General features: G+C 52.7%; 27 protein-coding genes. 15 read left to right on the top strand and 12 right to left on the bottom strand.

Going from position 1 to position 24,139, the window contains the following annotated elements; all coding sequences use genetic code 11:
- Nucleotide 1: 1 nt before the first annotated feature.
- From AC2IBB_RS18550 to AC2IBB_RS18540, 3 genes are read left to right on the top strand one after another with little or no spacing between them, the layout of a single operon-like run.
- The gene (locus AC2IBB_RS18550) at nt 2-184 is read left to right on the top strand and encodes a hypothetical protein (RefSeq protein WP_486328244.1); all 183 of its coding nucleotides are present in this window, start codon (nt 2-4) and stop codon (nt 182-184) included.
- The gene (locus AC2IBB_RS18545; protein ID WP_486328243.1) at nt 181-363 is read left to right on the top strand and encodes a hypothetical protein; all 183 of its coding nucleotides are present in this window, start codon (nt 181-183) and stop codon (nt 361-363) included. Before AC2IBB_RS18550 ends, AC2IBB_RS18545 begins: the two co-directional genes overlap by 4 nt.
- A gap of 42 nt (nt 364-405) precedes the next feature.
- Nucleotides 406-795 (top strand): hypothetical protein, encoded by a 390-nt coding sequence (locus AC2IBB_RS18540; protein WP_486328242.1) that lies wholly within the window; start codon nt 406-408, stop codon nt 793-795.
- A gap of 358 nt (nt 796-1,153) precedes the next feature.
- Here AC2IBB_RS18540 and AC2IBB_RS18535 read toward each other — a convergent pair whose 3' ends face one another.
- Both AC2IBB_RS18535 and AC2IBB_RS18530 read right to left on the bottom strand, forming a co-directional pair.
- On the bottom strand, nt 1,154-1,864 hold the full coding sequence (locus AC2IBB_RS18535) for a DNA helicase (protein WP_486328241.1): 711 nt from the start codon (nt 1,862-1,864) through the stop codon (nt 1,154-1,156).
- Nucleotides 1,865-2,020: 156 nt separating this feature from the next.
- A complete protein-coding gene (locus tag AC2IBB_RS18530; RefSeq protein ID WP_486328240.1) occupies nt 2,021-2,575 on the bottom strand; it encodes an RBBP9/YdeN family alpha/beta hydrolase in 555 nt (184 codons plus the stop codon).
- Between the two features lie 221 nt (nt 2,576-2,796).
- On the opposite strand from AC2IBB_RS18530, the gene AC2IBB_RS18525 reads away from it, so the two are divergent.
- The gene (locus tag AC2IBB_RS18525) at nt 2,797-3,405 is read left to right on the top strand and encodes a hypothetical protein (RefSeq protein ID WP_279504445.1); all 609 of its coding nucleotides are present in this window, start codon (nt 2,797-2,799) and stop codon (nt 3,403-3,405) included.
- A gap of 135 nt (nt 3,406-3,540) precedes the next feature.
- Here AC2IBB_RS18525 and AC2IBB_RS18520 read toward each other — a convergent pair whose 3' ends face one another.
- Both AC2IBB_RS18520 and AC2IBB_RS18515 read right to left on the bottom strand, forming a co-directional pair.
- Entirely contained in the window at nt 3,541-4,128 is a 588-nt protein-coding gene (locus AC2IBB_RS18520; RefSeq protein ID WP_486333967.1) for an IS630 family transposase, read from the bottom strand.
- A 22-nt stretch (nt 4,129-4,150) separates the two neighbouring features.
- Nucleotides 4,151-4,549 (bottom strand): helix-turn-helix domain-containing protein, encoded by a 399-nt coding sequence (locus AC2IBB_RS18515; protein ID WP_486328239.1) that lies wholly within the window; start codon nt 4,547-4,549, stop codon nt 4,151-4,153.
- Between the two features lie 202 nt (nt 4,550-4,751).
- On the opposite strand from AC2IBB_RS18515, the gene AC2IBB_RS18510 reads away from it, so the two are divergent.
- On the top strand, nt 4,752-5,171 hold the full coding sequence (locus AC2IBB_RS18510) for a hypothetical protein (protein ID WP_486328238.1): 420 nt from the start codon (nt 4,752-4,754) through the stop codon (nt 5,169-5,171).
- Nucleotides 5,172-5,256: 85 nt separating this feature from the next.
- On the opposite strand, the gene AC2IBB_RS18505 is transcribed toward AC2IBB_RS18510, so the two are convergent.
- Nucleotides 5,257-5,787: a hypothetical protein gene (locus tag AC2IBB_RS18505; RefSeq protein WP_486328237.1), complete on the bottom strand. Its 531-nt coding sequence runs from the start codon at nt 5,785-5,787 to the stop codon at nt 5,257-5,259.
- 136 nt (nt 5,788-5,923) lie between these two features.
- Nucleotides 5,924-7,090, bottom strand: coding sequence for an aldo/keto reductase (locus AC2IBB_RS18500; RefSeq protein WP_486328236.1), 1,167 nt, complete (start codon nt 7,088-7,090; stop codon nt 5,924-5,926).
- A 277-nt stretch (nt 7,091-7,367) separates the two neighbouring features.
- On the opposite strand from AC2IBB_RS18500, the gene AC2IBB_RS18495 reads away from it, so the two are divergent.
- Nucleotides 7,368-8,489 carry a helix-turn-helix domain-containing protein gene (locus AC2IBB_RS18495; protein ID WP_486328235.1) on the top strand — a complete coding sequence of 374 codons (1,122 nt, stop codon included), beginning with the start codon at nt 7,368-7,370 and terminating at the stop codon, nt 8,487-8,489.
- Between the two features lie 16 nt (nt 8,490-8,505).
- Here the strand turns inward: AC2IBB_RS18495 and AC2IBB_RS18490 are convergent, their stop codons facing one another.
- The 4 genes from AC2IBB_RS18490 to AC2IBB_RS18475 form a co-directional block, all read right to left on the bottom strand.
- Nucleotides 8,506-9,579, bottom strand: a complete 1,074-nt coding sequence (locus AC2IBB_RS18490; protein ID WP_486328234.1) for an alpha/beta hydrolase family protein — start codon at nt 9,577-9,579, stop codon at nt 8,506-8,508.
- Between the two features lie 170 nt (nt 9,580-9,749).
- The gene (locus tag AC2IBB_RS18485) at nt 9,750-10,142 is read right to left on the bottom strand and encodes a DUF2750 domain-containing protein (protein WP_486328233.1); all 393 of its coding nucleotides are present in this window, start codon (nt 10,140-10,142) and stop codon (nt 9,750-9,752) included.
- Nucleotides 10,143-10,299: 157 nt separating this feature from the next.
- Nucleotides 10,300-11,283, bottom strand: a complete 984-nt coding sequence (locus AC2IBB_RS18480; protein WP_486328232.1) for a hypothetical protein — start codon at nt 11,281-11,283, stop codon at nt 10,300-10,302.
- A 206-nt stretch (nt 11,284-11,489) separates the two neighbouring features.
- Entirely contained in the window at nt 11,490-11,852 is a 363-nt protein-coding gene (locus tag AC2IBB_RS18475) for a 5-carboxymethyl-2-hydroxymuconate Delta-isomerase (RefSeq protein WP_486328231.1), read from the bottom strand.
- Nucleotides 11,853-12,142: 290 nt separating this feature from the next.
- Between AC2IBB_RS18475 and AC2IBB_RS18470 the strand changes: the two genes are divergently transcribed.
- Nucleotides 12,143-12,466, top strand: coding sequence for a hypothetical protein (locus AC2IBB_RS18470; RefSeq protein WP_486328230.1), 324 nt, complete (start codon nt 12,143-12,145; stop codon nt 12,464-12,466).
- A 20-nt stretch (nt 12,467-12,486) separates the two neighbouring features.
- Here AC2IBB_RS18470 and AC2IBB_RS18465 read toward each other — a convergent pair whose 3' ends face one another.
- Nucleotides 12,487-12,831: a hypothetical protein gene (locus AC2IBB_RS18465; RefSeq protein WP_486328229.1), complete on the bottom strand. Its 345-nt coding sequence runs from the start codon at nt 12,829-12,831 to the stop codon at nt 12,487-12,489.
- Nucleotides 12,832-13,606: 775 nt separating this feature from the next.
- Here AC2IBB_RS18465 and AC2IBB_RS18460 point away from each other — a divergent pair.
- The 8 genes from AC2IBB_RS18460 (at nt 13,607) to AC2IBB_RS18425 (ending at nt 23,888) form a co-directional block, all read left to right on the top strand.
- On the top strand, nt 13,607-15,163 hold the full coding sequence (locus AC2IBB_RS18460) for a M28 family metallopeptidase (RefSeq protein ID WP_486328228.1): 1,557 nt from the start codon (nt 13,607-13,609) through the stop codon (nt 15,161-15,163).
- Nucleotides 15,164-15,480: 317 nt separating this feature from the next.
- Nucleotides 15,481-15,912 carry a hypothetical protein gene (locus AC2IBB_RS18455; protein WP_486328227.1) on the top strand — a complete coding sequence of 144 codons (432 nt, stop codon included), beginning with the start codon at nt 15,481-15,483 and terminating at the stop codon, nt 15,910-15,912.
- 120 nt (nt 15,913-16,032) lie between these two features.
- Nucleotides 16,033-17,313 (top strand): TolC family protein, encoded by a 1,281-nt coding sequence (locus AC2IBB_RS18450; RefSeq protein ID WP_486328226.1) that lies wholly within the window; start codon nt 16,033-16,035, stop codon nt 17,311-17,313.
- A gap of 3 nt (nt 17,314-17,316) precedes the next feature.
- Nucleotides 17,317-18,849 carry an efflux RND transporter periplasmic adaptor subunit gene (locus AC2IBB_RS18445; protein WP_486328225.1) on the top strand — a complete coding sequence of 511 codons (1,533 nt, stop codon included), beginning with the start codon at nt 17,317-17,319 and terminating at the stop codon, nt 18,847-18,849.
- Nucleotides 18,846-21,980 carry an efflux RND transporter permease subunit gene (locus tag AC2IBB_RS18440; protein WP_486328224.1) on the top strand — a complete coding sequence of 1,045 codons (3,135 nt, stop codon included), beginning with the start codon at nt 18,846-18,848 and terminating at the stop codon, nt 21,978-21,980. The genes AC2IBB_RS18445 and AC2IBB_RS18440 overlap by 4 nt, the downstream gene beginning before the upstream one ends.
- Before the next feature lie 96 nt (nt 21,981-22,076).
- Complete coding sequence (locus AC2IBB_RS18435; protein WP_486328223.1) at nt 22,077-22,553, top strand: cupredoxin domain-containing protein; 477 nt, start codon at nt 22,077-22,079, stop codon at nt 22,551-22,553.
- Between the two features lie 313 nt (nt 22,554-22,866).
- Entirely contained in the window at nt 22,867-23,424 is a 558-nt protein-coding gene (locus AC2IBB_RS18430; protein ID WP_486328222.1) for an SMI1/KNR4 family protein, read from the top strand.
- The gene (locus AC2IBB_RS18425; RefSeq protein WP_486328221.1) at nt 23,421-23,888 is read left to right on the top strand and encodes a c-type cytochrome; all 468 of its coding nucleotides are present in this window, start codon (nt 23,421-23,423) and stop codon (nt 23,886-23,888) included. Before AC2IBB_RS18430 ends, AC2IBB_RS18425 begins: the two co-directional genes overlap by 4 nt.
- Nucleotides 23,889-23,975: 87 nt before the next feature.
- Here the strand turns inward: AC2IBB_RS18425 and AC2IBB_RS18420 are convergent, their stop codons facing one another.
- Nucleotides 23,976-24,044 (bottom strand): hypothetical protein, encoded by a 69-nt coding sequence (locus AC2IBB_RS18420; RefSeq protein ID WP_486333979.1) that lies wholly within the window; start codon nt 24,042-24,044, stop codon nt 23,976-23,978.
- Nucleotides 24,045-24,139 lie beyond the last annotated feature (95 nt).

The raw sequence follows: 24,139 nt of genomic DNA, 5'->3' as shown, positions 1-24,139 counted from the left end.
AATGAGCGATAGCGCATACAGCGATCTGGCGGCGGGCCAGATCGATTCGAGAAACGCAGAAAGGCGTTTCACCCGCAAAGAAGAGTTTCAAACTCAGAAAGAATGGGGCGAGCAGTACTTTGGCGAGAGAATCAACGCGCTGCTGATCACTTTTTCCATGATGCTGCTGGTGCAGTCTGGATGATCGCCGTCACGGATCTGACCCGGTATGGCGTAACAGCCGCCATAGCCCTGTCATACTGCTTACTGGCGAAAGTGTTATTCAGGAAAAAACGCGAGCTGCAACGCTTCAGAGAGGCGCAGGCGACGCGATTCATGCGCCGTAAGCAATGGCTTGAGCAGCAGGCCAAGACCGTTTCCTAGTTTGATTTGTGAGTTGACTTGAGCGGAGAGGAGACAGGGCGAATGGCTGATATTCAGATAGAAGGCGTATCACTGACGGAAATCCTCGGCTGGACAGAAGCGGAGTTTGACGCCCTGGTCCTGACCGATAAACCCCTGGTGGTTAACATCGGCTCCGCATCTGTACTGGGACAGTTCTCATACGCAGACAGAATTCTGACTGTCGAACTGGCGCAAATTGACGGCGGAGGCGAAGGCGTCTTGCCCGCCATCACCCGCATCGCGAAAAAGGCGGCGCAAATAAAAAACGCCGAACACATAGAATGCGTCGTACACGCCATCCACTGCGCCAATCCCAACCTGAAATTACGCGCTCATTTAGAACGTACCGGCTTTGAAATCAAACAGGTGGAAGGGAAGGGGGAGGCTTATTTTAAGAGGGTTTCTGTTTAGGACGTAGAACGGCGAAGAGCCCGTCGAACTTTCGATGAAGATTCGGTAGGCCCCATCATCATACTTTTCAAACTTCTGGGCAAAGACTGTTATGGACTGGATAACGGATCAAACGGATAATCCTGGCGCGGTATTGGCGATTAGCTTTCCGTTTCCCAGGTGTGATAATTGACTTGAGAGACCCGCAGAGTCTGTTACGCCAAAAATGATCAAGGCTTGTATTCGAGCGGCGTTGTCAGAGGGATGGCGTCCTGAGGAGCTGTTCGTTTCTGTATCGCCACGATCCTGCCGCACTTGTTGATTGAATCCAAAAACAAGCCGCCCATATTCGGGCGACTTGCCGTCTTACATGCGTCAGTTAGGTATATATCTGACCGTTTCTCACAAATACGGATTTATTGAATAGCCCCATGTCCAAAGGGTTAGGAAGCCTGACATCCTTGATCGTCGGTATCGCTCGCTCATCTTCATCAAAGCGTCTGTCTATTTGCGAGATGAAAACCAGGATGCACTTTTTGGCTCTGGCGTAGCTTTTCAATTCTTCGATCTGCTGCTGAAGAGGCGGTTTGTTACGATTTTGATCAAGCAGCTGCAGATAATCTACGGCGATTAGCGACCCTTCGGTAAGCCAATCCTTTGTTTGCTTTACTATGTAATCTGAGGATATCTCGTCAGACATATCCAGTTTTAGTAAAGGATGATCAGGCTCGAACTGTCGATCCAGCGTTGAGAGTTTTTCAATGAGCGCAGTTTTCGAATATTCCAATGAAAAAAAGAAGCCTTGTCGCCCCTCTTTAATGGCTTGTAATACAAGCTGCAGAGCCAGGGTTGTCTTACCCAGGCCCGGTCTGGCGCCGATCAATAGCAAGTCGCCGGGATGCAGGTAATCTAAAAGTTCTTCTGTTGTTTGGGGAATAAAGGCTTTCACCTTGGATTGCAGGAGACTCCAGGAGCTAAAGCCCTCAGCCCTGGCTATTTGATCCAAGGCTTCAGTCATGGTGAGGGACTGAGCGCGTTTCAGGGCTTTAGCTTTGCCTTTTAGAACATGTACGGGAGCGGTAAGTTTCATATTGAACCTTTAATCGCGGGTTTCTAAACATTCCCTTCTTCTGTTCCAAACCCAATTAAAGGTTAGAGGCGATGATGAACAACTCTGCACTTAAGTGCTTTCCCGACGAAGGGGGGAAGCGCGAGTCGAGCGCGCTTAAATGTTAACAGACCGCGCTTAATATTCAATGCCGTCCACAAACCCTGTCAGCAGCTCAAATCCCTCACGCCAGTCTCCCAGGTTGGAGCTGGCGTTAATGTGCCCTTTGGGACCAATATTGGTGATTGCGGCTTCCCATTGCCGGGCGCAGCGCTGTGCATAGTCGATGGCGCCATAAGGGTCGTCCTGGCTGGCGATGAGGGTTAAAGGCATAGGGGCGTTGCGCTCAAAACCCCTACGAAAACCTGTCGCCTCAGTGGGGAATACGTCGCTCATCGGGTCGGGAACCGCAACAAGAAAACCGCCCACCAGGTGCTCACAACGATGCATGCTGGCCCATTCAAGCAGCAACAAACAACCCAGACTATGCGATACCACTACAGTAGGCTGGGTGAGCTGAGCGACCGCTTCGTTCAGTTCCTGAACCCACAGGTCGCGCTGAGGCGCTTCCCATTCTGAATGCTCCAGCCAGATAGAATTAGGCAGTTTATTCGCCCACATCCTTTGCCAGTGCTGCTCGCCAGAATTGCCTATCCCCGCCAGGAAAAGCCAGCTCACCTTATCAAACTGCATATTTTCATCCTTTTATATTTTTCAATCTGCCGCGTTGAATTAATCGTTTACCATGAGGCAACCTTAGCTGAGCGAATGTAACGTTTTCGATGAGTGGTGTCACTATAAGTGAATGAATTCTTGGGGTTAGGGGTGGCATACAGAATAGTTTTCAAAAGCAAAGAGCTGCGGATTATTTTGGTATAATTGGCGGCCCTAATCAGCGAGGAACTATAGCGCCTATGTCCTATGATCAACCAGGTAAACTAATCGCGTTTCACGAAGCAAAAACAGCGCTTGAGCTTCTGGACCTGATCCGGCATCGATACCAGATGTTCGCCAATGATATAGATACGCTGAACGGTATTTTGGTGGGTTACAGTATGGCCAGAAAGGAGTTTGGCTGGTACGACTTTGCTGGCGAGTTCAGGCGTTTTTTAATGGAGAAGTATTCGCTACCAGAGGATTATCCGTTTTCCTGGGTGACTATCATCAAAGAGCAGATAGTAAATTGCGAATATCAGATTCCTGTGTTTTTTGAGTGTCTGGACGCACATCGGAAACTGGAAATACAGTTGCTCGGAGAAGCAACTTTGACGCGGGATCAGCGTTACTTCGATTTCGAGCGGATGTTGAGACATACCAGTGTCGACTACCCCAAATTACCCTTGAAACCGCCTCATGTTCTTAAGGCGGTGAAAATTCCCGGAGTCAAAGTTCACGCTTTCTTCTATGACGAGAAGGGAAGCAAGTATTATGAGCAGGCGTTCTCTGATTTTGAGCACATATTAGCCTGGGGGGAGCAATGCTTTGATATTCCTGAAGGGCAGTGGATTGTTCACCGCCAATAATAGATTTACAGGATCATTTAAAGCGACGTAGTCTCCCATTTGAATCAACGCCCAGGTGAGAAATGGAATATATAAAGGATTTAGAATCAGGCTCCTCTCCGAAAGTAAGAAAAGCTGCTGAAGCCATCTAAGTATCTAAATAAAATTAATCTTATACTCCTGCCCAAACTTTGACAGGACATCGGTGACTGACTCTTTCAGTCTCTCGAACGTCTCATGCGAACCTAGCGGCAGCCAGTTGTACTTCACCTTTCGCCACAAGATCTCTATCAGGTTTAGCTCTGGTGAATATTTCGGCAAATAGATCGGCCAGATGCCTTTATCCGCCCAATCCAACCTATGTCGGCGAAACTCCGCAGAGCGATGCATGGAGGCGTTGTCCAGAAGCACCACGGCAGGCTTAAGCGGATCTTTACTCCCCGCCAGCTTATTAAAAAGCGCTACGACTTTGGCGGAATCCACCCGCTCCTCTGTGGCATGGAATATCAGCTTCTGGCGGCGACTCATAAACCCCAGAACGTTCAGTCTCTTATTGTGTGGATAGGATTTCATTTGCGTCGGCTTCCCCACAGGGCTCCAGCCATAAGGTAAGTTGGAACGCTGACTGAAGCCTGATTCATCAAAGTAGTAAAGCTCGATTTCGCCCGCATCCTCCCAGGATTGAAGATCTTTCACAAAGCCCTGAAATTGTCGGAAGGCGTCTTCATCCCGAAGCGCGCGCAGCGAAAAGCGGAATCGCTTGAAGCTATACTTTGATTTTTTTTAAGTTCCGTTTAACGGTCTCCAGACTAGCGCTTTTTCCAGTTTCTTTCTCCAGACGTATCTGGACGTCTCGTAGTTGTTGGGGCTGCTCGTCAATCCACTTACAAACCCTTTCTTGTTCCTGCTCCGTGTAAATGGGCGGCCTTCCCGGGGAGGCGTCGCTAATGAGGCCACATATTCCCATGCTTTCCCACTGCTCAATCCAGATCGAAATGGTGTTGCGGTGGAAGTCGATAATGTCGGCAATTTTATCGATTTTATACCCCTTATTGCTGAGCAATATGGCGTGACAGCGAATACGGAAACGGGAGCTCGGGCTGTAGCGAAATCCATCGGTAAGAGTCTTTATTTCAGCGGGCTTAAGATGATTGACGTACTTCACGGTGCAAAATATGATCAGTTCGGGTGGTCGTAAGTAGCCTATTTTATTAGAAAATTTTTATTTTGCTACTTATAAGAATAAACTGCAAGGTTATTGCCCTTACTTAATCCAAGCGTTAACAAAAGAAATTGAGAAGGAAAAGGCATGGCGAACACAATGCCAACTGATCAAGGCCATAGCTGGCTCCGGTTGCACAGAAGCTTTGCCATCACTCAAGCAGCTGATAAGCGAAGAGTTTGAAAGTACTATCCTTTATAAAGAATTAGGGCTCGCCATTTTCTTGCTTGAAGGTACAGAGCGAGAGAGTCTTGAGTTCCTGTTTACGTCAATCCATAAGGGCAATATGCTTCAAATATGTGGCGCCTGTGCAGGTATATTGAAGAAAAAAGTAATCCCGACCCGAGAGGATATCCGAAGTATTCTCTCTGGAATACAACTGTTTACAGAGAACGAAGGAGCAATAATAACGCCCCGCTGCTATATTGCGGCAGTCGCTTATCTTTGGCCTCAAGAAGAAACCAGGGACTTTTTAGAGTCCTGTAAAAAGTCAACTTGGAAGGGGCTGGTAGAAATTGCCGACAATTCATTGCAAGGCAGAGAAAGCAAAATACAGCTGGTTTGAGTGGGCTCCTTCTTGAGGTTATAGACGTTGGAGTTTAAATGCTCTAGATGAGGCCCCAAAGCAGTGCCTCACCCAGTATCCCCAGTCACACCGCAGTCTTGTGCAGATTCACAATCTTCTTCTGGTAAGGCGAGTCGATGCCAACTCTGGAAATATCGTCTTTTTGAATCAGTTTATATAGCGGCGATAGTGACTTTTTGTTGCCAAGCGCATGCACTTTTAGCCAGTCGTCGTCGTGGTCAATAATTTGGCCCACATCGAATCGGGCTTCTGAGTGATGTTGATACAGGCATAGGCTTTCGCAGGCGTTGTTTAGCTCGATAAGAATATCTGGGAATATTATTCCTTCAACTTCGGGAAAGTTAATCTCTTGGGATGTGTCGATCAGGCTGGCGATCGCCTTGTGTTCTCTGTTGCCCCAGTAAACTTCGCTGACCTGGTCTGTCTCAAAAATGGCGATGCCTTCGTAGTCGCCATCGTTTGAAAACAGGCTCATTATGATGACGTCTTCCGTCGCAGTATGGATGAAGCCGGTTAACTCTTCATCGTGGCAATTTCTTTCTATCGAAACCAATTCTTGGTTTTCTTTTAGGGCGTTGAGTTCTTTTATGAGCATAATGATTCCGAGGGCATGAGTGTTGCTCGTATTATAGGGGGAGGGTGAATTAATGCCACTGAATGCTTGTAAAACCGCCCTCGGAAGCGGATTGACTATAATGAGATGCGCTTAATTGCGTATCTGTAGGAGCCGCTCAGGTAGAGCCAGTATTCATCATTCGTTGAAATCCGCCATCATTGATAAAGTTGCTTGCCTCGACACGTTTGCAGTTTCCGCTTGATTCAAAAAGCATATTCACCAGTTCTTCTACGGTATGGCTTTTTGCCCCTAAAGCAACACGTGTTCCTAACTGGTCGTCGGTAAACGCGGTTAGCGCTTCGTTCTTGGCGCTGGCGTACTCTCCAGGTGAGCTGAAAATTTCTTTGTCCCAATCATGCTGGGCAGAGAGTTGTGCGAGTTTTGTCGCTAGCTCGCCGCTAATACTTGTAAATGGGGTTGCTTCAACATTATTTAGCTCAGATATCTTCGTTTCCAGAGCCGCCAATGGATTATCCGCAGTATATAGTAGTTCCTCATTCGCTAACCCGAAGTTGTCTCTGATTCTTTGATCGTCTGAGCTGCTCAATATAGGCTCTGCCGCGGAAATGCTTTGCTTGATGTGTGTAATCAGAGCGCATACATGAATACTTTGAAAGTCATCTCCCATTAGCTCCTTGGCTGCGCTGGCGACGTTATATACAAAAACAGGTTTCCCTTCGGCTTCTAACCTATCAATAAGAGCACCGGCATTAGGTCCAATGAGTGACTGTGCATTGACCTCAAAACTATCCTTGGCATGGAAATCTTCTGGGTGGCCAACCCTGGGCTCGCCCATCCCAACGTTATGAATCTTTCCATCATTTTTGAGGGAGGATAATGTATTCATATAGGCATTCAGATCATTGGGGGAGAGCTGCTCTGGATTATGTACTAATGCTTGATCTATATAACCCCCTAGTTTATTGGATACTTCGCTGAGGTGTTCTCCCAGTTTGGATGTGTCTGTTCCCACCACTTTATATATGATGTTGAATTCTTTTCTGGGAATATCGCTTTTCGCCATGGCGGAGGCTAAGTGCTCTAGGGCATTGCCGTAGGTATCGCCCGCGTCGAAGGTCCTGTAACCTGCAGAGATTGCGCTTGCAATATGGGCTTCATTCTTACCATTCAAACCGAAGATAACATTATTTTCACTGCCTATTTGACCTTGCTTAGGTTCCGGCCGCGAGGGTTGGTTTCCTCCTACCGGTTGGGCCGCTTGATTGGCCATCGTCTGTTGAATACTGAAATTTCCGGTCGTATGTCCTTGTAATCTATCCATCAAATGCCCCTTACTGTTGTGGTATTTAAGAGTTGGCTATCAGCAAAGGCTGCAAGGAATCCCTTTGGCTGCATTACCTCTACACTGTGAGTAACAATTTTCCAGAACCAGTTGCATCAAGTTCACGACGATGATTTTACGTACAGATAAAGGGTTTACAGAAAGCCTGATATTCCGGTTGTTGTGAAATCCCGTCTCACCCCCTAGCATAGGCCTCGGTTGTTGGGGCCTTGCGTCTCACTTTTTCGTTTCTTGTTGATATCGGATTTTCAGCGCCATGATGCCCGCTATTCCTCTTCCTTTTGTGATTGCGCTATTGCTGACGATTCTGCTGTTTCAGCTTATTCGTCAAAACGAGCCGTCGTTGCGTCCAGCGATTATCTTTACGGCGGCTTGTACGGCAATGGTGATCATAGGGGGGCTACGTTGGACCTTGGACGTTCGCTTTATACGTTTCCTTCAGCCTGTCATGGCCTCCATGCTGCCCGCGATCGCCTGGTATTGTTTTACCGGAGTAGAGGCTTCCACGCGTAAAAAATATTGGCTGCATCTGGCGCCAGTCGGCGTGGTGACGGTGTTCTCTTTCACTTGGGCGTATTGGTTTCCGCCCATAGACCTGCTGTTGGCGGGGTTGTATTTCGTCTACGGAGCAGCCTTGATACGCATGGCGTCTCGTGGACCGGATGCGTTGCCAGTCATCCGTTTCAGCGAGACGCTGCAAGCGCTTAAAGCCACAAAAATTGCGGGCTGTACGCTGATTATCTCCGCAGTGAGCGATGTGCTGATCGCCGGGGACTTTGATGTTTACCAGGGCGCCCACGCCGCGACGATTGTCGCCATCGTACAGTTGCTGCTGTTGCCGGTGATTGTTTATGGCGTCGTGACTTTCGGCAGGAGTATTCCTGAGGGTGAGGGCGCGGCGGTCAGTTCGATAGCCGAGAGCGGGAGTGTTTCCGTAGCGTCAGCAAAAGACGTGGACAAGGTTGTTGAATGCGCTCAACCGACACAGGTCGCTGAGGCGGCGGAGTCCTCTGAGACGAGTAAAGAGCCCAGCGCCGATGATCATGAAGTTATCCAGAGCCTGAATCAGATCATGCGTCAGCAACAGCTATATCGCGATCCAGACCTGAACCTTAACCGTTTGGCGCGACGCATGGGGATTCCATCCCGGCGGATATCCGCCGCGATCAACCGGGTGTATGGTCGTAACGTCTCCCAAATTGTTAATGAATTCCGTATCGACGAAGCCAAGCGGCTGTTGCAGGAGACGGACCTTCCCGTCACCGGCATCTTTTTTGAAGCCGGTTTTCAGACCAAATCAAACTTTAACCGCGAATTCCAGCGGGTCGCTGGCATGACGCCGAGCGACTATCGCCGCTCCGTTTCATCTGAAGAATAGACGCGTTTTTTTATATTTATAGCGCTGCGTTTTTTGCGGTAAAAGCTTGCGCCAGGAAGTCGATAACCTGACTGGCGACCTGCTGATGAATCTCCTCTCTGCTGCGGCCATCGCCGTCCTTGCAGATAATGCCATCGCCGGGGGCCTCTTCTTCCAATAAGGCGATTGCACCGAGCTTGCAGCGCTGCATAAAACTGAAGTGGGCGGCGTCGGGAATTTCGACGTATTGGGTCTGCGCGGGAGGTAGGTGGGTGGCCAAATAACCCGATTCCATCCTGGCGGGTAAGTCGCCGATATCTACGCCCGCCCCGAATATCAGCACGGGTATTGGCGCCGCCGCCAGACTGGCGGGCGTAAAGCCGCGGGCGAGGCCCAGGTCCAGTGAGACCACCGCCCGCACCCGATGATCCAGCATGCTGGCTTCAAGAGACGCTTTGGCCGCGCCCTCAGAGTTCAAGCCCAACTCATTGCTCAACCCGCAAACCCGGGGATTGGGATGCGCCAAGCACTCTGCAGCGAAATGCGCTTGGTCGAAACGCGCGCCCGCCAGCGCCATAACGGTCCATCCGCCAAGCGAGTGACCGATGGCGGCGATGTTGTCCCCATTAATTTCTCCCGCCAGCTTCGGGTTGTCCAATATGAAATCAATCACCCGACTGAGATCACGAGGACGCTCCCACAATCTCGCCGCTTCTTTTGGGCGTCTGTCAAAAGTGGTCGTGCCCGGGTGATCCGGTGCGGCGACCACATAACCCTGAGCAGCCAACTCCGCCGCCAGCCAGTTCAGGTTGCGCCAGTTGCCGCCATACCCATGGGACAGCACCACCAGCGGATGGACGCCTTGCATTGGTTTCGCGTCGGGAATCGCTGGCGCGCCGAAAAAGGCCCGGTTCTCGCCAATGGATATCGTCGATGTCCCTGTTGCTTCGGATGTTTCCACTGCCTGCGTCGGGTACCAGATGCTGACATGCAAAGGTCGATTCGCAGAGGCGTCCGCCACCTGCGTTTCACGAAAACCAATAGGCTCGGCGAAGAGATTTGCGCTGGCGAGCAGGGCTAAAAAGAGGCTAAAAAATACGGGGCTGTGCATGATTGGGTCTCGTTCATTCAAGAAGCCTTTATTAAGCGCGAGAAGAGCGTATGGCGAGACCTAAAACAGGATCGAGGACGTGAAATGTTTGCTGTATCTGGCTTTGCGGCGGGTATTGGACTTAAAAGCAGAGCCCCTTGGAGGGGCTCGGGAGGACGGTGAAACGGGTCTTACATCTGATTGGACAGCTCGTTCTTCAACTCGTCCCTCAGTTCTTCTGGCGGCATGATCCAGCTTGAATCATCCATCAGAGCGGGGAAGACATTAACGTGTAGGCCATCCTGTTGCAGACCGGGAATCCATTTGTTCATGAAGTGGGGCAGCGCGATGCTTTTGGGCGTCAACTTTTCACCCAGGTCATTGGCGTACTCTCTGGCGAACTCCTCAGCGGGCCAGATCGGCAAGTATTCAAAATCATCTTCTTCCGAAAACAGCTTCAAAAACTGGTTGTCGTCATTGATAAGAATCCAGACTTCTTTGCTATCCACCATGATCATCAGTGAATAGTCGTACCTTTCATCGCAGCCTAGCTGCAGTATTTGCTCAATCTGATCTTGATTCATGCACTTTCTCAATTAATCAACGGAATACTGGCGCCAAAGTGGCGGGCCTGCTGCGCGCAGACCTATTCCGCCTAGGATACATCGGTGTGAAACGGATTGCGCTGTAAATGTTTGGATATCGTTTACTCATACCTCTGCGGCCTAGTATTAGTATCGGCTAGGCAGCCGGAATAACATGCAGGGGTACGATCGGCCGCCGTTCTGGCGACACGAAATATTTGAGTCGCGACCACCAATCCATCTGAAACGCCTCAAATCGTGATGGCGTGAATAACGACTCATAAAAGATATGGTTCTCCAGGCGTGTGGTGTTGGCCTGCAAGTCCCAGGCGACCAGGACAACAGACTTTTTCGCAGACCAGATAGAATCAAACGCAAGCAACACCTCACCGCTGGGCAGTAGACCTAGAGCACGACTTTCGTGATGAACGGGCATCTGGGAGAGCGGGGCGTTCGGGTCAAAGTTGAATGATGGATCGGCGGACACTATTCGTTTCATGTCTTCCTCAGTTGGGCTCTTGCGCTCCGCGATAATTTGCCCACTGGCGTTGATGATTTGATAAGCGTCGCCGTCATTTTTTGGCTTTTTGAAAAACAGAGTTGGCGATATACGATCTATCCCTCGCGTATCCAGAGCGTTGTATGAGGCAGGCTCAGCACTGCTGTCTGCGTCAGGAACTCCGTCTGGCTGTTCTGAACTTCCGCGTCTGCATCGTCGCGCTGTTGACCAGGAATAGGGTTCGATTTCTAGCTGTAAAGTGCGATAAAGACAGACAAGATAGTCAGGGTCTTGTGCTTGCCTTGACATAATGTAGCCCGCGGTAAGGGTGTGGTCGCTTGTGATATTCGCATAGTCGAGGGCTAGTTTATCCGGCTCAAGGCCAAACAGTGTGAGCGCCTTAGAGTTCAGGTCGTAATCCAACAGAAAACCGGGACGCTCAATGGTTCTGTTATCGCCAAGGATATACCAGATTCTTTTACCCTCAATGAGCATGTGAACGCGGGACTTGGTCATATCTGCATACGATATCTTCAACAAGGTCGTTTCTGAACCAAACAAATACTGTAAAAAACATAATATGAATAGAATTGAGGCGATTCCCAAGAAAGTCAGCGTCGATAATATGATGTTTGTTTTCATTAATTATTGTTCTCTAAAAATAACGACGGCTTGAACGTAATCTCATAGTTTAGGCGAGAACTGCAAGGCTGGCGAAGTATGGGGATTAAAGTACGAGGGAAGAGAGGGCGCAAATTGAAAATGGAGCGCGGTTTATTGATCCGCCCTTCGACAGGCTCAGGGCGAACGGGCGGGAGTTCATCGGTAACTAGCCGCCCTGCCGATAACTACGCCAGCGCCTTAAAATAGTTTTCCCGATGGATATCCAACAGTTCAACGCACAACTGGCAACCACCGTTTGTCAGTTCTTTTTGATACGCCTCGCGAAGCGCCTGCAGACACAAATCGCCGACCAACTGCTTCAACTCCTGACTCCTGCCAGCAAGCAGCGCAACCTTCAGATGAACGAAAGACTTACCGATATCGCCATCGCCGATCAAATAATCGGTGGTTTCATGCGCCCGCGATTTGATGTCATTCAACGAAAACTCACCCGTGCTCATCATTCCCGTGTGAATGGCGCTGAACAACCGCTGAAAATCAGCAGCGCCACGCAAGTTAGAGGTATATTCCAAAGTCAAATGCGGCATATTTACTTCACCTTATAGGCTAACGATTACATCAGACGCTCAAATAGAAACAGCATGAGCAGCCCAAAACAGTGGATGGGGACAAGTGCAGAGTCAGGCGCATTATGCGCCGAAAAAATATCGGTGAGAACTTTACAGCGAGTCGTAGCCAAATTCTAATATCTGCTCGTAACGCCTTATCTTCAGGTAGGTTGGAAAAGCGCAGCGCCTTCCAACATGATCAAAGCTTGAACCTCACCTGACAGGAAATCTTACTATGTGAGGTTGCCTGCGATTTATGGAGTCACTCTATGAGCGTAAAGATATACGCAATCGTCCCGCCAATTATAGTGGCGACCGTCTTTAGTGTTTGGTGCTGGCTAGCATGGACCTATTTTCCTAGCGTAGATCACTTAAATCAGCTCGACTACGATGGCTTCGTCTCGGAATTTGGAGACCCAGCGATGGTTATGGAGCAAAAGTTTATTGCATGGGAGAAGAGGCAGGGCCTGGTCAAGGCAGTAGTGTTTATATCTCATGAAAGGAAGGTTGCTGGGGAGAAGAATCTTTCAGTTGAAAAGTGCCTGTACCTGGATGTATTTGGAAGGTCATATCGACTGTTTAGGGAAGAATAGCGGGAGATAAGTGCGATTTTCTAGTCATCCAACAGCCCCTGCTGCTCCCGCTCAGTGTATTCACGAGATCTTTCGGAAATAAAGGCGGCGCTCCTGATTTCGTTGGTTACTTTGGCTAGCCTATAGGCTTTGCTGAGGAGGTGACGATCACTACTCCAGTCGCCCTCATCGTAGGCGACAATGGAAATGACTTCTTCCAGCTGAATCCGGGCTTGATCGAAATGCGCTTTCAGTGCAGAAACAGCCTCTTCTTTAGTACTGGCGGGAACAACAGTACGGCCGAATTTATACATCGAACCATCGTCACTGAGACTGCATCCTTCCAGCGCTGTAACCTTGGTGTCTATGACCCAGAAAATCTTCATCGATACTCTACTCTAATCTATCTTTCCCCACGGCAGGTCTTACGACTCGTCGCCCCCATCGCTTGCACTATTCCGCCTGTCATTAGCGAACTTCGAGCGCCTTTCTAAACCCCCGTTCGCCCTGAGCCTGTCGAAGGGCTTCCCAGAGCGTTATTCAAATTCTTACCAGCCCGTGTTGAAAACAATCAGGCTTTTACTTTAGTGGCCAACTAATTTCCGTGTCCACTTGTGTTGAGTAGGTGGCATCATTAAGAGCCCTTCGACAGGCTCAGGGCGAACGGGGAACAGGTAGAGTCTGTACGAGGATTGTTGGCCGGTAATGTTAACCGTTTTTAAGTGGCCCTATAGCCACCGTATTACAAAAGGCTGAAGCGGTGTTTTGCACGATTAAACTTCCTCCATTCACAAGTCTGCATCACTCACTTTTCCCAATACCCACCACGCCTCCTATATTTTCTTCTTAGCCTCCCGCGACATTTTGTCACACCCTTGCAAGCCCACGGTTATCAGCTTAATCCATGTTTCTTACCTCAAATTTCGAATTTAGGTTGTAGGGCCTATTGTGAAAATGACGATCCGTTACTAGAGTGTTTTTTGATCAGTGGTCGCGGGCTTACCGGCCGGCAGGTCACTGGCGTGAGCAACCGGGCACAACCCGGGCTCTATAACTACTAAATAGGCCTAATAAAACGTTTGCTTTTCCTTGCGGCGGCGCACTGACCGTGGTTGACCGGCTGTAGTGGTAGGAATGGCTTCTAAGTAATGGAGATACTTAATGAACAAGTACCTACGACTGACCGTTCCGGCTATGCTGGCGGCGTCGCAACTCGCTCTTGCAGATGATGTGTGGATCACCACGGACGCCGATGGCTTCTCGGCCATTAAGCGGCATTTTCCGGAGGTGGTCGAGGCGAACCGGGCGAGAACTTTTACCGCTAATGGGGTGTCTGCGTTTCTGGTGAGTGAAAAACAGATTCCGAGAATTTCAGCGATGATGCACCACGAATTAAATCGCTGTGGTGGATTTATCGCTCATTCTTCTGAACAGTCCGCTCAGAGTGCGGCGTTATACGATCCTTTGATGGCGCCGACGATTGCGCCGCAGCTGGTGGATTACAGCATCGACAATGCGGAAGTGGTGGCGGCCATGCAAGGCAAGGTGAAGGAGCCGGATATCCGCTCCACCATTCAGAGCCTGGCTAACTTCACCAACCGTTACTACACCACGCAAACCGGCTTGCAGGGCGCGCAGTGGATTAAAGACAAGTGGCAGACGCTGGCGGGTTCACGCAGCGATGTCACGGTGGAGTTTTACAACCATAGCTGGCGTCAGCCTTCCGTCATCATGACGATTCAGGGTAAAACCAAGCCCAATGAAATCGTAGTGCTCGGCGGACATCAGGACTCCATCGCCGGCTTCAGCACCGGAGAAGGCACCCGCGCTCCCGGGGCGGATGACGACGCGTCCGGCATCGCGACGCTGACCTCCGTCATCAAAGCTGCCATGGAATCAGGCTACAAGCCGGACCGCACCGTCTCTTTCATGGCCTATGCGGCGGAGGAAGTCGGCTTGCGCGGCTCGCAGGCGATCGCACAGTCATACCGCAGCCAGGGTAAAAACGTGGTGGGCGTATTGCAGTTGGATATGACCAACTACAAAGGCTCCAGCGGCGATATTTATATCATGCAGGACTACACCAACTCCGGGCAAAACGATTTCCTGGCGGATCTGGTGAGCACCTATCAACCGACAGTCACCCTGGGCTATAGCGAATGTGGCTACGGCTGCTCCGACCATGCTTCATGGACCAACCAGGGCTATGCGGCGTCTTTCCCGTTTGAGTCCACGTTCAATGGCTCCAATCCCCATATCCACACCGCTCAGGACACCCTCGACAAGAGCGGCGGCAACGCTGACCATGCGGTGAACTTCGGTAAACTGGCCGCGGCGTATGTGGCGGAGCTGGCGAAGGGTAACTTCAGCGATGATCCAGGGCCCGACCCCGATCCAGATCCTGAAGATCCAGTGACTGAGGACTTCAGCGGCAGCGTCGGCCGTAGTCAGGCTGACAATCATGGGCCGTTCAAAGTGGAGCCGGGTACGGACTTCAGCGCGGTGATGACCGGCACTAACGATGCTGACCTGTACGTGCGCTTCGGCGCAGCGCCCACTACCCGGAACTACGATTGCCGCCCTTATAAAGGCGGCTCCAGTGAAACCTGCGATCTCAAAGTTCCGGCAGGGCAGGAGGAAGCCTATGTGATGGTGCGTGGTTACAGCAGCGCAACTTCCACCTATAACCTGAAAGTGACCTATACTCCTTTGAAGTAACCTGACCCCAGCGACGGCGCCATGCCGTCTGACCGCGGAGGTTGTCTCTCCGCGGTCACTTTTTCCACATATTCCCGCCTTAAACCCAACCGGGTTTGTTCGCCACCTGTATGGGAAATTGAGAACTGTGTTCAGCTTGATGATTTTTGAATTAACTTTGCTTCATAAATCAAGTTTTTAAGTTGACATAAGAGCGCACATAAAGAGTAACATTAGCCTCAGTTTGTCCATGTGACTCTCAGAACAAAGCTAGTAACCGAATAGTTAGTACGAAGTTAGAAACAGTACGAAGTTAGAAAGAGATCCATTCTTACCCCATGCTGAGCCGTTTCCCGCAACAATATCGCTGGTTGATAAAGCCATTGCTGGCCCTGTGGCTGCTTTGCGCCAGCTTTGTCGCCTGTGCGGGCGCGATGGCTCCGGTCCCGGGAGCGTCCCAGGATGCATCGCAGATGCAGAGCGGACACGAACACCATGGCGGCGCCATGCAAGTGGCCGCTCAAGACGACGTCCAGGCGGCGCAGGCTTCAGGGACGATGGCCTCCATGGATTGTTGCGACGAGCATGAGTCCGCCACTGGCGCTCAGGCTTCGCAACTGCTGAAACTAATACTGGCGGCGACCATTTTCATTTTCTGGCTGGTGTTGATCGCACGCGTAGTGCGGGTGTGCCGCGCTCGCTATCGAGAACACAAGCTCGATACCAAACCTCCCTCTCTGCAAGACACCCACTGCACCTATCTTAAATAGCATCCATACTCAACTGAGCTCGTAGTCGGCGTCGTTCCGCGCATACGCGCGCGCCGGCTCTGGAACTGCGACCGGCTGTCGCCGCGTCGCACGGCATGATCATTGAGATTGGAGCTTCCCATGAAGCCGTTGCAAAACCTGTTTCTATCCAGCCTGCTGTTGGGTTGGTGCGTCGCCGCGTCCGCGCAGAGTCTGACTTTGTCGCAGGCGGAAACCCTGGCGGTGCAAAGAGACGCGGACATCGCGCGTCTGCAACAGTTATCCCTGGCCAGCGAAGACATGGCGGTGGCGGACGGACAATTGCCGGACCCAAGCCTGTCCTTCGGCGCCTTGAACCTGCCTACGGACACCTTCGCCACTGACCAGGAACCCATGACGCAGTTCCGCGTGGGGCTGGGACAAAAGTTTCCAGCTGGGGACACCCTGGCCTTGTCCCGCCGCCGCGGCGAACAGAGCGCCGTCGCCCAACGCTGGATGGCTCGGGATCGCGCCCATCAGGTGCTTCGTGAAGTGCGTCTGGCGTGGCTGGAGTCGCTGTATTGGCGGCAGGCTCAGGATGTTTACCGACAGGACGAAGGGTTGTTTCGGCAACTACAGGAGGTCACGCAATCCCTGTATAGCGTCGGCCGCAGCAAACAACAGGATGTTCTGCGGGCGGACCTGGAGCTGAGTCAGCTCAACGACCGTTTGATCAATGCTCGCCAGAAAGAAGACGAAGCGCGGGCGCGGCTGGCGCGCTGGGTGGGTCCGGAAGCGATAAGCAGAGAACTGAACGCGGCGCTGCCGGATCTAAATGCGCCTCAGGTCGGCGCGCTAGAAAGCGCATTGCTGGCGCATCCGGCGGTGAAAGCGCTGGATGCTGAAGTGAGTGTGTCCACTACCAATGCGGCGCTGGCGCAGCAGTCCTACAAGCCCTCCTGGGGCGTGGATGTCGGCTACGCCTGGCGTGATGGTGAAAATATGGATGGCTCCGCGCGCGCGGACTTTTTCTCCGCCGCGGTAAGCGTTCAACTCCCCTTATTCACCGGACAGCGACAGGATCGCCGTGTTGCCGCCGCCACGCGCAATCAGGAAGCGAGCCGCAGTCGACGTCTGGAAATGTTGCGCATGATGGATGCGGAGGCGCAGGTGGCGTTCAGCCGCTGGCGGCAGGCGCAGGAGCGCGGTCAGTTGTACGCGCGGCAGATTACGCCCCAGGCGCTTAGCCAGGCTGATTCGGCTTTATCTTCCTATCAGTCTGACACGGCGGACTTTGCGGAAGTGATGCGCGCTTATCTGGCCGTACAAAAGCTCAGGCTGGAACAGTTGCGCATTGATATCGACGGCCGCGCGGCGTTGGCCAGACTCGATTACTTCTTCGCCGCGGAATCCCCCATCGATAGCCTGTCTTTCAAGGAGTAACCCATGCGCTTAGTGATCAGCATAATTTTTATCGTCGCCGCTTTTGTCGCCGGATGGTTCGCCAGTCGGCATCCGGCGCTGATGGGGCTAATGGGAGAGATGGACATGGCCGCCGCAGAAGCGGGAGGGGAGAAGCAACCGTTGTATTGGGTGGCCCCCATGGACCCTAACTACCGCCGTGATAAACCCGGCAAGTCCCCCATGGGCATGGACCTTGTGCCCGTCTATGAAGAAGACGCTCAGGGCCAGAACGATGACGGCGGCGTCACCATCAACCCGACCATGGAGCATAACCTCGGCGTGCGCGTCGCTAAGGTGGAGCAGGGGCTTTTGACGCTGCCGATTCATACGGTGGGTTACGTGGCTTTTGATGAAGACCGGCTGACCCATGTGCACAGCCGGGTGGAAGGCTGGATTGAAGCGCTGAATGTGAAGTCCAGCGGCGACCCGGTCAGCAAGGGACAAAAGCTCTATGAAATCTATTCTCCTGCGCTGGTGAATGCGCAGGAAGAGTATTTGGCGGCGTTGCGCAGCGCCAACCATATTCTGCTAAAAGCGTCGCGGGAGCGCCTGTTATCGCTGGGCTTGAACAGTGCGCAGATTAATCGCCTGGAAAAACGCCGCTCGGTGGATCAACGCATCAGCGTGTTCGCGGAGCAGAGCGGCGTGGTGGACGCGTTGATGGTGAGGGAAGGCATGTTCATCAAACCGGCGACGGAAATCATGTCGATTGGCGGCCTGGAGCAAGTGTGGGTGATCGCGGAGGTGTTTGAGCGGCAGGCGGGCTGGGTGAAAGCCGGACAGCCGGTCGTCATGCAAGTGGCGGCGGCGCCGGGACGCGTCTGGGAAGGCAAGGTCGACTACCTGTACCCGGTGCTGGACGCCAAGACTCGGACTCTGCGCGTGCGCCTGCGTTTTCCGAATCCTGACCTGACCCTGAAACCCAATATGTTTGCGGGCCTGACCTTGCAGGCGAAAGTGGATGATCAGGCTCTGTCCATTCCCCGTGAGGCGGTGATACGCACTGGCAGCCATGATCGTGTGGTGCTGGCGGAAGGCGCCGGCCGTTATCGTCCTGCGTTTGTGAAACTGGGAGTGGAAGCGGACGACCGCGTGCAGGTGCTGGAAGGACTGAAGGCGGGAGATCAAGTGGTGATCTCGGGACAGTTCCTGATCGACTCGGAGTCCAAAGTTGATGTCGCGCTGGCGGCGCTTGAATCCTCCAGCCGAAGTGCGCAACAGGATGCTGCGCCAAGTACGGTGTGGGCGACAGGAACCATCAACAGCGTGATGGCGGGCCACGGTATGTTGAATATCTCTCACGACCCGGTGAAGACCTGGAACTGGCCTTCTATGGATATGGATTTCACGGCGGTTGAAGGATTGCCATTGGATGATGTCGCGCCCGGTCAGCGCGTACGTTTTGAAATCACCCGCAGCAGTCCTTCGGATTTTCGGATAACGGCGTTGGATATTATCTCCGCCGCGCCATCGATTGACGCACAGGAAGCGATGCAAACGGAGGGCGCGCAATGATCGCCGCCATCATACGCTGGTCGGTCGCTAACCGTTTCTTCGTATTGCTGGCGACTTTTATTCTGGTGGGCTGGGGCCTACACGCCTTGCGCAACACGCCTATCGACGCCATCCCTGATTTGTCCGACGTGCAGGTAATTATCAAAACCTCCTACCCCGGGCAGGCGCCGCAGGTGGTGCAGGATCAGGTGACCTATCCGCTGACGACGGCCATGCTGTCGGTGCCGGGCGCGCAGACAGTGCGGGGCTTTTCGTTCTTTGGGGATTCATACGTCTATGTGATATTCAAGGACGGGACGGACCTGTATTGGGCGCGCTCACGGGTACTGGAGTATCTGAGTCAGGTCTCGGGACAGCTGCCCGCCGCGGCCAAGCCTCAGCTGGGGCCGGACGCTACCGGTGTGGGCTGGGTGTACGCCTACGCATTGACGGATCGCAATGGCGGTCACGATATCGGGCAATTGCGCGCCATTCAGGACTGGTTCCTGAAGTTCGAGCTGCAAACGGTTCCCGGCGTGTCGGAAGTGGCGACCGTAGGCGGCATGGTCAAGCAGTATCAGGTGCAAGTGGACCCGAATCGTCTGCGCGCTTACGGCGTGCCTCTGGCGCACATCAAGGCGGCGATTCAGAAGGGGAATCGGGAGAGCGGCGCCTCGGTCATTGAGATGGCGGAAGCGGAGTACATGGTGCGGGTGACCGGCTATATCCAGGGGATCGACGAGCTGAAAAAAATTCCCTTGGGGCTGAACGCGAACGGCACGCCATTATTGCTGGAAGACGTGGCGGACATCGTGATCGGTCCGCAGATGCGGCGCGGCATTGCTGAGCTGAACGGCGAGGGAGAAGTAGTTGGCGGCGTCATCGTCATGCGTTTTGGTGAGAACGCGCAAAAGACCATTGAGGGCGTCAAAGCGCGGCTGGAGGAGCTTAAAAAGGGGTTGCCCGAGGGCGTGGAGGTCATTCCCACATATGACCGTTCGCATCTGATCGAACGAGCAGTGAATAATCTCTATGAGAAGCTGCTGGAAGAGTTTGTCGTGGTGACCGTGATCTGCGCCCTGTTTCTGTTTCACCTGCGCTCATCACTGGTGATTATCGTCAGTTTGCCCATTGGTATTCTGGCGGCGTTCATCGTCATGCAGTATCAGGGCGTCAATGCAAACATCATGTCTCTGGGGGGCATCGCCATTGCTATCGGAGCGATGGTGGACGGCGCTATTGTCATGGTGGAGAACGTGCACAAGCATATGGAGCGCACGCCTCTCACCGCTGAGAACCGCTGGCGGGTGATCGCGGATGCGGCCTCGGAAGTGGGACCGCCGCTGTTCTTCTCATTGCTGATCATCACCATGAGTTTCCTGCCGGTGTTCACCCTGGAAGCGCAGGAAGGCAAGTTGTTCGCCCCGCTGGCGTTCACCAAAACTTACGCCATGGCCGCGGCGGCCGGACTGGCGATCACTCTGGTTCCTGTGTTGATGGGGTATTTCATCCGCGGCAAGGTGACGCCTGAGCATAAAAACCCGCTCAATCGCTTGCTGACGGCGCTGTATCGACCCGTCATCAAAGGCGTTCTGAAACATCCGTTGCTGGTGATTCTGTTTAGTGTCGCCCTCCTTGCGGTGGGCCTGTGGCCGGTGAACAAGCTGGGCGCGGAGTTCATGCCGCCGCTGGATGAAGGCGATCTGATGTACATGCCCACTACCTACGCTGGCGTGTCCATCGAAGAGGCGAGGGAGGTGCTGCAGCGCACTGACAAGCTGATTCGCACGGTGCCGGAAGTAGTCTCCGTGTTCGGCAAGATCGGTCGGGCGGATACCGCTACGGACCCCGCGCCGCTCACCATGATTGAGACCTTCATTCAGTTGAAACCGCGAGAGGTATGGCGCGCCGACATGACGCCGGACAGCCTGCGCAAAGAGTTGGATGGACTGGTGAAGCTACCCGGCCTCACCAACGCCTGGGTTATGCCAATCAAGACGCGTATCGATATGCTGTCCACGGGCATCAAAACCCCGGTGGGCGTGAAAGTCTCCGGCCCGGACCTGAAGGAAATAGAGAAGATCGGCAAGCGCCTGGAGCTGGTATTGCCGAAGGTGGCGGGAACGGCCTCTGTCTACTCAGAACGGGTGGCGGGCGGGCGCTATGTCAAAGTGGATATCCGTCGCGCCGACGCCGCGCGCTATGGCTTGTCAGTGGCGGACATTCAGGATGTCACCAGCGCGGCGGTGGGGGGCATGAATGTGACGGAAACGGTGGAAGGGCTGGAGCGTTTTCCGGTAAATATCCGTTATCCGCAGGCTTACCGGGACTCCGTGGAGCAGTTGAAGCTGCTACCTGTTGTCACTGCCTCAGGGCAACGCATCGCCCTTGCGGATGTGGCGGACATCTACATCGATGACGGCCCTCCGGCGATCAAAAGCGAAAACGCCCGCCTGAACGGCTGGACTCTGGTGGATATCGAAGGCCGCGACCTGGGGTCCTATGTGGCGGAGGCGCAGAAAGTGGTGGCGGAGCAGGTGGATGTGCCCCCAGGGTATTCCATCGCCTGGTCCGGCCAGTATGAGTACATGTTGCGAGCCAAGGAAAAACTGACTTTGGTCGTGCCGCTGACTTTGATGATTATCGTGGTGTTGCTGTACATGAACTTCCGCAACTTCATTGAGGTACTGATCATTATGGGCACGCTGCCGTTTGCGCTGGTGGGCGGAGTGTGGCTGCTGTATCTGCTCAATTACAACCTGTCCGTGGCGGTGGGCGTAGGCTTTATCGCCCTGGCTGGCGTAGCTGTTGAGATTGGCGTGTTGATGCTGGTGTATTTGAACCAGTCTTTCGCCGCCATGCTGGAAAAAGCGAAGCAAGAGGGACGGGCGTTGCATCGCAATGACCTGCTGAATGCAGTGATGCAGGGCGCAGGCTTGCGGGTCAGGCCAATTATGATGACCGTCGCCGCTATCGTGGTGGGCCTGATTCCTATCATGTTGGGTGACGGAACTGGTTCGGAGGTGATGCAGCGTATTGCCGGCCCCATGATCGGCGGTATGTTGAGCACGCTGGTTTTGGCGTTGCTGGTGATTCCCGCTTTGTATTATCTGTGGAAACGAGCCGGTTTGCCCTCGGAAAGGACGGCATGAGCTTTGACATCCTGATGGCGTTATTAACCGCTGTGGCGATTTAGCCACGCAGTAAGCTGTGTCTTTTTAAGTAAAACGAAACAAGAAGAGAGAAGCATGTTATTAAAAAACTGGATGTTCGGCGCTCTGATGATGAGCGCCAGTGTGACGGTCGCTGCTTCCGGCGGCCATGACCATTCTCACCATCACGAATCGAAAGCGTCTCCAGCCGGCGCCCCTGGCGACGCCGCCAAGGTAACTCGCACTATCGAGATAAAAGCCACCGACGCTATGAAATTCGAACCAGGAACTATCGAAGTCAAAGCGGGAGAAACCGTGAAGCTGGCGATAACCAACGTTGGTCAGTTACGACATGAGTTCTCCATGGGGACGCAAGAAGAGCATCGCGCCCACGGCGAAATGATGCGCGCCATGCCGGATATGAAACACGACGACGGCGCCTCTGTTTCCCTGGAACCCGGTGAAAGCCGCGAAATCGTCTGGACCTTCGCCAGCGCCGGCGCCTTCGAAATGGCCTGCAACTTACCCGGCCACTATGAAGCGGGCATGCACGGCGACGTGACGGTGAAATAACCGCTGTCGCGATAGATCGCCACGAAGCTGCGCAGGGACGCGTGGCTTAAGTTCTCATAGTCGAGTCTGTCGCGGCGAAAAATGATAAGCTGAAATTCGTTGTTTTTACGCAGGCTTCAGCGCCACAAATATAATGCATACACTGGAAATATATAGCGCCCCAAATTCTAGAGACAAAGGAGCGACTTTGGATGGGGGCCCTTAGAGCAAGGCTTAAGCCAGAGTGAGTGGATGAAAAGAACAAGCCCTTTTTACTTCGACAAGACGGCTTATATCTCCGCCTTGCGGGGTTATTCGATGCGATGAGGTGGTGATGTATAGCCTGGAAAAGCTGGCCAAAGTGAACGATATGGTGAGCGGATATGTCTGTCACGAAGAAAAGCCAACTCTGGACAGCATTAACCGGATCAATGAACACTTTGGATTCTCGTTGCCCCAGGGGCTGACAGATTTCGCAATACTATCGGCTAAATTTGGCAGTTTCTTCGCCAGCCTGGGGGAAGACTACTACAACCACTACCATATCATCAGAATAAACAGGATATTTCGCAGGTTGCGCAGAAGGGCGCATGGCGATAAATGGCGGGCCGCCAAACCAAAGCCGTATATAGTGATTAATCATGGTCATGATCGATGTTGCGACTGTATTGATACAAGCGATTGGAACGAGGCGATACAGGAGTATCGAATAGTATTTTGGTATCCCGGCGCCAAGGAAGTCGAATATAGGTATGACAGTTTTCTGCACTACATTAACCATCATGTTATGGCGCGCGCGAATTACCACTTAAATAACATCAATAGCTCTGGAAATATTCGCACGCCTTCGCGAGAAGTTGCAGAGCGGCTCAAGAGGGTATTGGAGTTATGACCTTAAACATGAAAGTAGTGCAGCGTCGAGCGGCATACCGTCGGTTCGCTATGGCGATATGGCTGGGCTTAACGCTGATATTATCGGCCTGCACGCAACCCCAAACAGACACCGGCCGTTGGTACACAAAAGCTCAGGCTGAAACAGGAAAAACCTTATTTGAAGCCAATTGCGGGGTATGTCATGGGCGTCGCGCCCAAGGGCTGGCGGAAGACTGGAAGAAGCCGGACGCCAGCGGGCATTATCCGCCTCCGCCGCTGAACGGAACGGCGCACGCGTGGCACCATCCCATGGAAACCCTGTTAGCGACGATCGAAAACGGCGGCGCGCCGGTGGGCGGCGTGATGCCGGCCTTTAGCGATAAGTTCAGTCAGGAGCAGAAACTGGCGTTGGTCGCCTATTTTCAAAGTTTGTGGCCGGATGATATCTACCGGCAATGGAAAGAGATCGACGACCGTAATTAATCCGCTGCAGATCATAAATAAACACGCCGCATGCAGGGGCGCGGCTGAGCTGATCTGCTGCAACCACCGCCATTGAGCATTAATGTCTCAGGCTTCCTTGCCGCCGTAATACCCATCCCATTTACTACTACACCATTCTGACGCATTGCCTGACATGTCATTCAACTCTAGTGGGTTGGGCGGAAGCAGGGACTATGTAATGGCCGGGTGTTCACTACCGGTGCAGGAGAGAGATCGATGGACCTAATTAA

The sequence above is a fragment of the Hahella sp. NS-SX17 genome (genome assembly GCF_057367735.1).
Note: the sequence above shows the minus strand (reverse complement) of the source record. Positions and strands in the feature narration are given on the sequence as shown.

Bases quoted from the DNA above. Each gene is read 5' to 3' on its own strand.
- AC2IBB_RS18550 (WP_486328244.1), top strand. From the start codon at position 2: ATGAGCGATAGCGCATACAGCGATCTGGCGGCGGGCCAGATCGATTCG.
- AC2IBB_RS18545 (WP_486328243.1), top strand. From the start codon at position 181: ATGATCGCCGTCACGGATCTGACCCGGTATGGCGTAACAGCCGCCATA.
- AC2IBB_RS18540 (WP_486328242.1), top strand. From the start codon at position 406: ATGGCTGATATTCAGATAGAAGGCGTATCACTGACGGAAATCCTCGGC.
- AC2IBB_RS18535 (WP_486328241.1), bottom strand. From the start codon at position 1,864: ATGAAACTTACCGCTCCCGTACATGTTCTAAAAGGCAAAGCTAAAGCC.
- AC2IBB_RS18530 (WP_486328240.1), bottom strand. From the start codon at position 2,575: ATGCAGTTTGATAAGGTGAGCTGGCTTTTCCTGGCGGGGATAGGCAAT.
- AC2IBB_RS18525 (WP_279504445.1), top strand. From the start codon at position 2,797: ATGTCCTATGATCAACCAGGTAAACTAATCGCGTTTCACGAAGCAAAA.
- AC2IBB_RS18505 (WP_486328237.1), bottom strand. From the start codon at position 5,787: ATGCTCATAAAAGAACTCAACGCCCTAAAAGAAAACCAAGAATTGGTT.
- AC2IBB_RS18500 (WP_486328236.1), bottom strand. From the start codon at position 7,090: ATGGATAGATTACAAGGACATACGACCGGAAATTTCAGTATTCAACAG.
- AC2IBB_RS18495 (WP_486328235.1), top strand. From the start codon at position 7,368: ATGATGCCCGCTATTCCTCTTCCTTTTGTGATTGCGCTATTGCTGACG.
- AC2IBB_RS18490 (WP_486328234.1), bottom strand. From the start codon at position 9,579: ATGCACAGCCCCGTATTTTTTAGCCTCTTTTTAGCCCTGCTCGCCAGC.
- AC2IBB_RS18485 (WP_486328233.1), bottom strand. From the start codon at position 10,142: ATGAATCAAGATCAGATTGAGCAAATACTGCAGCTAGGCTGCGATGAA.
- AC2IBB_RS18480 (WP_486328232.1), bottom strand. From the start codon at position 11,283: ATGAAAACAAACATCATATTATCGACGCTGACTTTCTTGGGAATCGCC.
- AC2IBB_RS18475 (WP_486328231.1), bottom strand. From the start codon at position 11,852: ATGCCGCATTTGACTTTGGAATATACCTCTAACTTGCGTGGCGCTGCT.
- AC2IBB_RS18470 (WP_486328230.1), top strand. From the start codon at position 12,143: ATGAGCGTAAAGATATACGCAATCGTCCCGCCAATTATAGTGGCGACC.
- AC2IBB_RS18465 (WP_486328229.1), bottom strand. From the start codon at position 12,831: ATGAAGATTTTCTGGGTCATAGACACCAAGGTTACAGCGCTGGAAGGA.
- AC2IBB_RS18460 (WP_486328228.1), top strand. From the start codon at position 13,607: ATGAACAAGTACCTACGACTGACCGTTCCGGCTATGCTGGCGGCGTCG.
- AC2IBB_RS18455 (WP_486328227.1), top strand. From the start codon at position 15,481: ATGCTGAGCCGTTTCCCGCAACAATATCGCTGGTTGATAAAGCCATTG.
- AC2IBB_RS18450 (WP_486328226.1), top strand. From the start codon at position 16,033: ATGAAGCCGTTGCAAAACCTGTTTCTATCCAGCCTGCTGTTGGGTTGG.
- AC2IBB_RS18445 (WP_486328225.1), top strand. From the start codon at position 17,317: ATGCGCTTAGTGATCAGCATAATTTTTATCGTCGCCGCTTTTGTCGCC.
- AC2IBB_RS18440 (WP_486328224.1), top strand. From the start codon at position 18,846: ATGATCGCCGCCATCATACGCTGGTCGGTCGCTAACCGTTTCTTCGTA.
- AC2IBB_RS18435 (WP_486328223.1), top strand. From the start codon at position 22,077: ATGTTATTAAAAAACTGGATGTTCGGCGCTCTGATGATGAGCGCCAGT.
- AC2IBB_RS18430 (WP_486328222.1), top strand. From the start codon at position 22,867: ATGTATAGCCTGGAAAAGCTGGCCAAAGTGAACGATATGGTGAGCGGA.
- AC2IBB_RS18425 (WP_486328221.1), top strand. From the start codon at position 23,421: ATGACCTTAAACATGAAAGTAGTGCAGCGTCGAGCGGCATACCGTCGG.